This is a genomic window from bacterium, assembly GCA_035549195.1.
In the GTDB taxonomy this organism is placed as follows: Bacteria; Oederibacteriota; Muellerivitia; order Muellerivitales; family Muellerivitaceae; genus DASZRK01.
The window spans coordinates 1-7339 of record DASZRK010000035.1; the positions used below are offsets into that span (position 1 = coordinate 1).

The 7339-nt window shown below is 60.6% G+C and carries 3 protein-coding genes; all 3 read right to left on the bottom strand.

Annotated features, from left to right (window positions below):
* Positions 1-2493, bottom strand: a 2493-nt coding sequence (locus VHE12_07710) for a hypothetical protein (GenBank protein HVZ80671.1), incomplete at its 3' end; no start/stop codon positions are given.
* A gap of 450 nt (positions 2494-2943) precedes the next feature.
* Positions 2944-5214: a hypothetical protein gene (locus tag VHE12_07715; GenBank protein HVZ80672.1), complete on the bottom strand. Its 2271-nt coding sequence runs from the start codon at positions 5212-5214 to the stop codon at positions 2944-2946.
* A partial coding sequence (locus VHE12_07720) for an O-antigen ligase family protein (protein ID HVZ80673.1) occupies positions 5211-7339 on the bottom strand: 2129 nt, incomplete at its 5' end. The genes VHE12_07715 and VHE12_07720, both read right to left, overlap by 4 nt.

Genomic DNA, 7339 nt, shown 5'->3' on the forward strand with positions numbered 1-7339 from the left:
GCCCGCACCATCCAGGGCCACGTCCGTGGTATCGCTCAAGCTTTGGACCGTCCGCAACAAAACCCCTTGAAGATTGAATACCCTCAAGGTCCCCGTCCCTTCCACATAGATCTCACCGGCCACCCGGTCGATCGCCATTCCCAAAGCAGTGCCCACGCCAGTGAAAGTCGATAAATAAGCACCCGATTGGGTGAACACCTGGATTTTTTCATCGTCCGGTTCCGCTACATAAACCAGGCCCTGCCCATCTAAAACAACATCGTCCGGCCGGCCCATGTCCCCCTGTTGAGACCCACCCCATTGGTATGCGAAGGTCTCGCAAAAGGTCGGTGTGGGGGTCACCGTATTAGTCGAGGTAACCGTGGCGATCAGGGTCGGGGTCCAAGAAGCGGTGAAAGTGAACGAATCGGTCGCCGTATTCGTCGCTGAATCCGTGGGAGTGTTCGTAGAGGTCTTTGAGGGCGTGTCCGTTGTCGTCAAGGTCGCGGTATCCGTCGTCGTATCCGTAGCTGTCGGCGTGGACGTGTTGGTCGCGGTTTCCGTGGCCGTATCGGTCGGTGTGTCCGTCAGCGTATCTGTGGTCGTTGCAGTGGCCGTATGGGTCGCAGTATCCGTAGAGCTGAATGTCGGCGTAGGGGTATCGGTGGCCGTGTCCGTGGCGGTATGGGTCGCCGTATCGGTCGCCGAAGGTGTGGTCGTCGCCGTGTAGGTCGATGTGTCCGTGGGGGTAAAGGTTTTGGTCGGTGTATCGGTTCGGGTCGCCGATGGGGTATGGGTGGCCGTGGCCGAAGGTGTATTCGTAAAAGTGGGGGTAGGCGTCGGCGTATGGGTGGAAGTATAAGTCGCGGTCCGGGTGAGGGTGTTCGTTGCCGTAAGGGTCAGCGTGGAAGTTGTCGTCAAGGTCGGGGTAAAGGTCTTTGTCGGGCTATTCGTCCGGGTCGGCGTGTTGGTCCTGGTCAGGGTCGGGGTGACCGTGGGGGTACAGGTGCCGCCTCCCGGCGGCAGGCCCGATTCACCATCCGGGGTCGTCCCGTTGGTCCCATATTCCTGCACCAAGCTCCCGTTGGAGTAGAGGGCAAAATGGTGGTCGTCGTAGAAGGGACCCGATTGGGTGCCGTTGCAGGAGGACTGCTCACTGGGCCGACCCGAATAATCATCGTTGAAATTGGTCCAGTTCTCGTTGGTCCCACAGGAATCGCCCGAGGTAGCGATGATGGCGAATCCCTGCACCCATCCTCCGGCGGGGATCACGGAAACACTCCCCGAATAAACCAGGGATACGGCGGCGGTTTGGTTGGCCTTGTGGGAGGCGCTCTCGTCCACCTCACTGATGGAAGTAGAGGTCGTGTAGACGTTGGATTGCAATTGCATGTTCCCCAGGCGGTTCCCATCGGAGTCAAAGACGTCCCCATTGTTCCCCACCACCGCCACGCAACGGAGATGGGGCTCGAAGAGCCACATCCTCAAAGAAAGGTTGGCCGACTGCATGGTCAGGGGACTGGAACCGTTGTTCACGATGAGGAAGGTCCAACGGCGGTCCTGGGCACCCTGTTCGCTGCAGTTGACCATCAGATCCAGTTTCTTGGTGGTATCCGCGCCGCACACGATCCCGCCCGAACCCATCGCCGCGGCCCGGAACACGATCCCGGCTTGGACGGTGGCCGTGGCCGCCACGGGTCCATGGGGCCAATAGGGTTCGATGGTCGGAGTACCGGTGGGAGTGTCCGTATCCGTCGCTACATCTTTTTTCCGTCCGTTCACCGCAGGGGTCGGCGAAATGGTAGGGGTGGAAGTCTCGGTGGCCATCAGGATCGGGCTGGGCGTGGGGGTGATGGTGAAGGTCGCGGTGGGCAAGGACCCGACCGACGCTTCGCAAACGTTCGAAGGGCCGCTCTCGGCGATCTCAGGGACCATCGTGAAGGCAACGACCTGATAGATCCAATGGCCCGGTCCCGGTCGGTCCGTATAAGTGAGGAAAGGGCGCCCCCTATCCCCAAAAGCGGCGGAGCTGCCGACTTGTTGGAAAGGGGTCTCCATGTCCGAGGTGCGCAGGATCCGATAACCCATCGACCGGCGGAAAACCCCGAATGAAGGCGGGCGCCACCTCAAGACCACTTCCGCGCCAAGAACCGACGCGATCAATTCCCGCGGGGCCTGGAGGTTTTCACTTTGCAGAAAAACGGTCCCTAAAGGTGTTGCGGTGGGCGTGGAATGGATATCGGTCGTGGGTGTCCGGGTGACTGAACCATGGCCGCGATGGGGCTGCCCCCACCGGGGGCCATCCCGATGGTCCGAATGGTTCCCGCCACGGCCATGATACCGGTCCTCGGAAGCACCGTCGGAGCGCGAAGCCCCGGAACGGTCATCCCATTTGTGCCAACGAGATCCCGGGTCGGCATAAGCCCAAGGGCCGAGCGAAGTGAAGACCATGACGATCAGGACAAGATAGCGGATGGGATAAAGGACCCAGGAAGATATGATCTTTAATGACAATTTCTGGGCCTTTCAGATATGGTGCAAAATTAAAAACTCCAAAATGTTCAAAGGAAAACGAGCTGATTAAAAAATGATGGGCGTTGAAGAAGGAGGAATGTGCCGCATTATAAATAGGCCCTAAAAATCCAGCAGGAAAATTGTCCGTTAATCTCAAAACAGCAAGAATTCTGTCCGGTTTTCGGCAACTCCTTCACAAACGATCTTTTTTGAAATCTTGTTCGAAACAATCACCGGAAACGGTTTCGAACGCTAAACCAAGAGGACGAACAAAAGCAGGCCGGGAAAAGCGAATCTTTCGAGTACCCAAAATGCGTTTCTCTTTAGTTTTGAGGGATTCTTAGCGTTTCAGGATCTTACGGACTGCCTCTTCCACTCCTGTACCAACCAGGCAGGGACCAAAGGGTAAAAAGGGCGGGTCACTCAACCAAAAGGGTCCGGTAGGTCCCTTTAGCGTTCATGGAACCATTTTCTCCCGAACAAGAATATCCAGGACCCCAAGACCAACAGGGTCATGAAAAGGCCGACCCGAAAGCTATTGGGCTTGAACGTGAGCTGGGCCGTTGTTTCTCCGTCCTCCAAAACCAGGCCCCGGAAAGCATGATCGACCAATTCCAGTGAGCGTTCCTTCCCATTAACGGAAACCTTCCACCCCGGATAGGCCGTTTCCGAGGAAACGAGGAAGGCACGTCCTTTCCCCTTGGCCTCCAACCCCACCGCATCGGGCCCCCAGGCGGTCCGCACCACTTCGCGCACGGCGTAATTCCCTTCCCGCGGCTTATCCGCCACGAAACAATCCTGGGTCAGGTCCAAGCCCCGCTCGTCCACCTTCTTCAAGTCCTCCTCCAGGGAATCGCCCGCCGGCAGGGCCTTCCGGACACTGAACCACTTCCGGGAAGACTTCTCCACCCGATAGACCGCCACATCCCCGGTGCCTTCGATCTTTTTCAAGCCCGGAAGGTCCGCCTTCCCGAACAGATAGCGGATCCCGAGATAATCCAGGACGTTCCGGGAGACCTTCTTGGAGACCCGGAGGGCCTGGAAGGTCCAGTCGGCCGAATGCCGCAGTTGAAGGGTGTTGTAGATCGGGGCTTCTTCCCTTCCATAGGCCAGGGGCCAATTGGGATAGACGTTCCGCTTGGCGCCGTCGTAAGCGTCCTTCATATCGGCGCCCTGCAGGTGGATGGAGCGGGCCAGGAGGGGCGGCGTGAAGAAGGCGCGGCCGGGTTCGGTCAGGGCCGAAAGGGTCTTGGGCGGTTCCTCGTAGTAGTCCCTGTCCAAAAGGATGTTCAGGCTCTGGGCCGGGATGAACAAGGCCAGGAAGACCGAGGTACCCAAGGCCCACCAGCGGACCCGGGGACCTTTCAAGAAGAACAGGGCGAACCCGGCCGCGAGCGACAGGGCCCAGGGGACCGGCATCAGGACCGGAGCGATGACCAAGGCCGCGAGCCCCAGGGCGGCCAACAAACCCGCCCAAAGGTGCCGGCCGCTGCGGGAGGCGGGCCCCCCGACCAAGGCCTCGGCCGACTCCGCCGCCATCCAGGCCACCCAGAAGACGAAAAGCGAAAGCCAAAAACCCGAATGGACCACCATGTTCAGGCCCGGGATGATCTTGCCCAGGAGATGGCCTACCTTCAGCACGCCCAAGCTCAATACCAGAAAGACCAGGAGCAACCCCCAGGAGGTCCTTGCGAAGGCCCGCCGCCAAAAACCCCAGGCCAACAGCCCCAGGGCGGGGAGGCCGACGAAAAAGGTCGAGACCCAGTAGTGGGGTCCGTGGTAGTTGGAAAGAAGGGGGTGGCCCTGGTCGAAAGGGTTCAGGAGGGTCGCCAGGTCCCACCAGCCCAGGTCGTGGTAACGGATGGCCCCGTTCTCATAGTTGCTCAGGCCCGTCATTTCCAGGAAGGGCAAACCCCAGACCAGGTTGTAGGCGACGGCCAACAGCCCCGCGCCGGCCAAGACCAAGGTCCAATTCCACTTTTTATAGAGGCTTGTTCCCCCTTTCCCCTTACCGGGTAAGAAAGAATGCCAGGGGAAAAAGTGGTCGCGGTCACCCTTACCCTCTTCCCTCAAGGGCGAGGGTGTTTTTGTACCCTGCGCAAGACCCATCCAAACGAAATGCGCTCCGACCGCCAGGGCGGTCAAATAGACCAGCACCGGATAACCGGCCGCGAATTGCATGGCCCAGGCCAAGGACAACGCCAGGAACCCTCCCCTTTCACCCCGGAAGACCTTATCCGCCGACAGGAAGACCCAAGGGATCCAACTGATGGTCATGAGGGCCACCGGCGTCCAGGAAGAGCAGACCAGATGGAGGGAGAACCCGAAGAGAAAGCTCCCTAATAAAGAGGCCGGCGCGGAGAACCCTTGCCGACGGACGAAGGCCCAGAAACCCCAAAGGGCCCAAAAGTGATGGAGAATGACCAGGGCGTTGAAGGCGTTGACCGGGCTCAAGAACGAATAAAGAAGGAAGATCGGCGGATAAGCGCAGGCCATCTGGGGGTCGGCCAGGTAGGGTGTGCCGAACTGGGCGTCGGGGTTCCAAAGGGGGATGAAACCCTGGGCCAGGACCCCGCTCCCCCATTTCCAAAGGGGATAGAAAAAACGGGAGGCATCCACGAACACGAAGGTCTGGTGGCCCCAAAGGACCCGTCCATAAAAGACCAGCACCAGTCCCAAAAGGGCCCAAGGACCCCAGTTCCCTTCCCGCGTCCGGTTCATGGCCGCGTCTCCCGGGCCAAGCCTTCCAAGGCCTCCGGGGGCAGGGCGATCAATTCTTTTTCCAGGGGATCGATCCTTTCGGCGTCTTTCCAGCGCTCGTGGGCCTGAAGGGCCATTCGGAAACAATAACGGGCGTTGGCCCTCTCCCCTTTCGCCTTCAGGATCCAACCCGACCTCATCCAGGCCGCCGCGAAATTGGGCTCCAACTGGGCCGCGGTCTCAAAGGACAAAAGGGCCTTTTCCCTGTCCCCCTTCTTGAGTTGGAAGAGTCCCTCCTCGAAACGGGCGAAAGCATTGAAGGGAAGGACGCGGTGGGTCTTGGCCCAGGCCACCTCGGCACTTTGGACGGCCTCCAGCGTCGCCTTCTGGTCCAGGCGGGCGGTCAGGCGTTCGGCGTCGCGCAGGAACCCTTGCCCGTCGGTCTTTTCCAGGCTTAACGATCTTTGGAAAGCCTCGTCGGCCGCGCTCGCCCAAGCCGGGTCTTGGGTCGCCCGGAAAAGGGATTCCAGGAACTCCGCCTTGGCGGCCGTATAACGGTTGTCCCAGGCGTTCACCTTTTCGGCATATTGGAGCGAGCGTAGGGCTTGTGGAAGTTGGCCCTGGGCTTCCAGGACCTTGGCCTGTTCCATGGCGCGCGGGGCCCAGGCGGCGGAGCCGAACAACCCCAGGGCCAGGCCACCCACCAGGAGGGCCGAACCCCAAGAGCCTTCCTCCTTTTTCTTCTCCCGGTCCCCCGCCAACAATCCCGCCCCCTGGAGAAGGATCAAGGGAGTGTGAAGGCAGAAATCCACGAAGGCCGCGGCCCCCAGGGCCCAGAGGGACGGGGAAGTTCCCTTGGCTTTCCGGTCCCAAAGAAAGACCAGGAACAGCAAAAGAAAGAGAACGCCGACCGCGCCGAAAGCCACGAGGAATTCCAAGAATTCGTTATGCGCGAACTGGGCGTCCATCAGGAAACGGCTGACCCCGTTCGTCCGGGGCGCCTTGACCTGGTGATAAAGGCCCGCAAAGGCCCCCGGACCCGCGCCGAACCAAGGGACCCGCGCGAAGACCCGCCAAGCCGAGGCCCAGATCCCGAAACGGTCCCATTGGGTCGGACTTGTGTCGAGCCCCCGGAAGACCCAAGTGCGGAAATAAAGGATGATCCCTAAGAAAAGGACCCCCACCGCCACACCCACCCATTTGGCCCGGGTCGAAAGGAGGGAAAAGGCCCCCGCCACCGCGGCGGCCATGGCGCCGAAGGCTTTCAGACAGACCAAGGTTGCGGCGGTGAAAAGGGTCGCGACCCCCTTCGACCATCGCCCTACCCGGAGACCCGGGGCTCCGCCCATCCAATAAAGGGCGCCCACCACCAGGAAGGTCCCCACCTGTTTGGGGTTCGGGAAGATGGTCCAATCCCGGATATCGGAAAAACGGAAGGAATAGGCCCAAACCGCGGCCCCGAAGAAAAGCCCCAGGCCCATGAACCACTTCAGGAACCGGCCGGGGTCCGCAATGCCCCTCAAGAAAAGCACGAAAGCCAGGGCCAGCCCCACCATTTCCAGGCACCGGACCGTCCCCAGGGCCGAGGGGGAATCAAAGGCCCGTACCAACAGGAAGGCCCCGCCCAGGAAGAAAAGCCCCGGGACCTTTTCGATCTTTTCCTGGAAGAAGGCGGCCGTCATCCAAAGCACGGTCGCCAGGATGGCGAAGTTCAGGGGACGGAAGGGCGGCCAGAAGCCCGTGACCCCCAGCACCACCAGCAAGGCGATCTTCACGCAGGAAGCGGAGATCTTCGGGAGCTTCACGGTCTTCGGTGTCCGAAATTCCAGGCGGCCCAACATCAACGCGAAGACCCAGGCCAGCTCGGGCATTTGGAAAGGCAGGTCGAACAGGGAAAAATAAAGGAAGGCCAGCGCCCCGGCTCCCACACCCCACCCTTCCCAACGGGAAGGGACCTTGAGCCGCCTGAGCCAACCTACGAGGGACGCCAGGACCAATCCGGTCCCCACCAGCCCCGTCTCGCAGAGGAGTTGGAGGAGGATGTTATGGGGGTAGCGCGCACCGCCCCGGGAGAGCGAGAAGCCGGCCCTTTGGTAGGCCTCATCGAAAGACCCAAGCCCCGTCCCCAAGAGGGGATGGGCGAGGA

What these genes read in the sequence shown, in the direction of transcription:
- VHE12_07715 (HVZ80672.1), bottom strand. Translation starts at nt 5,214, where the DNA reads ATGAACCGGACGCGGGAAGGGAACTGGGGTCCTTGGGCCCTTTTGGGA.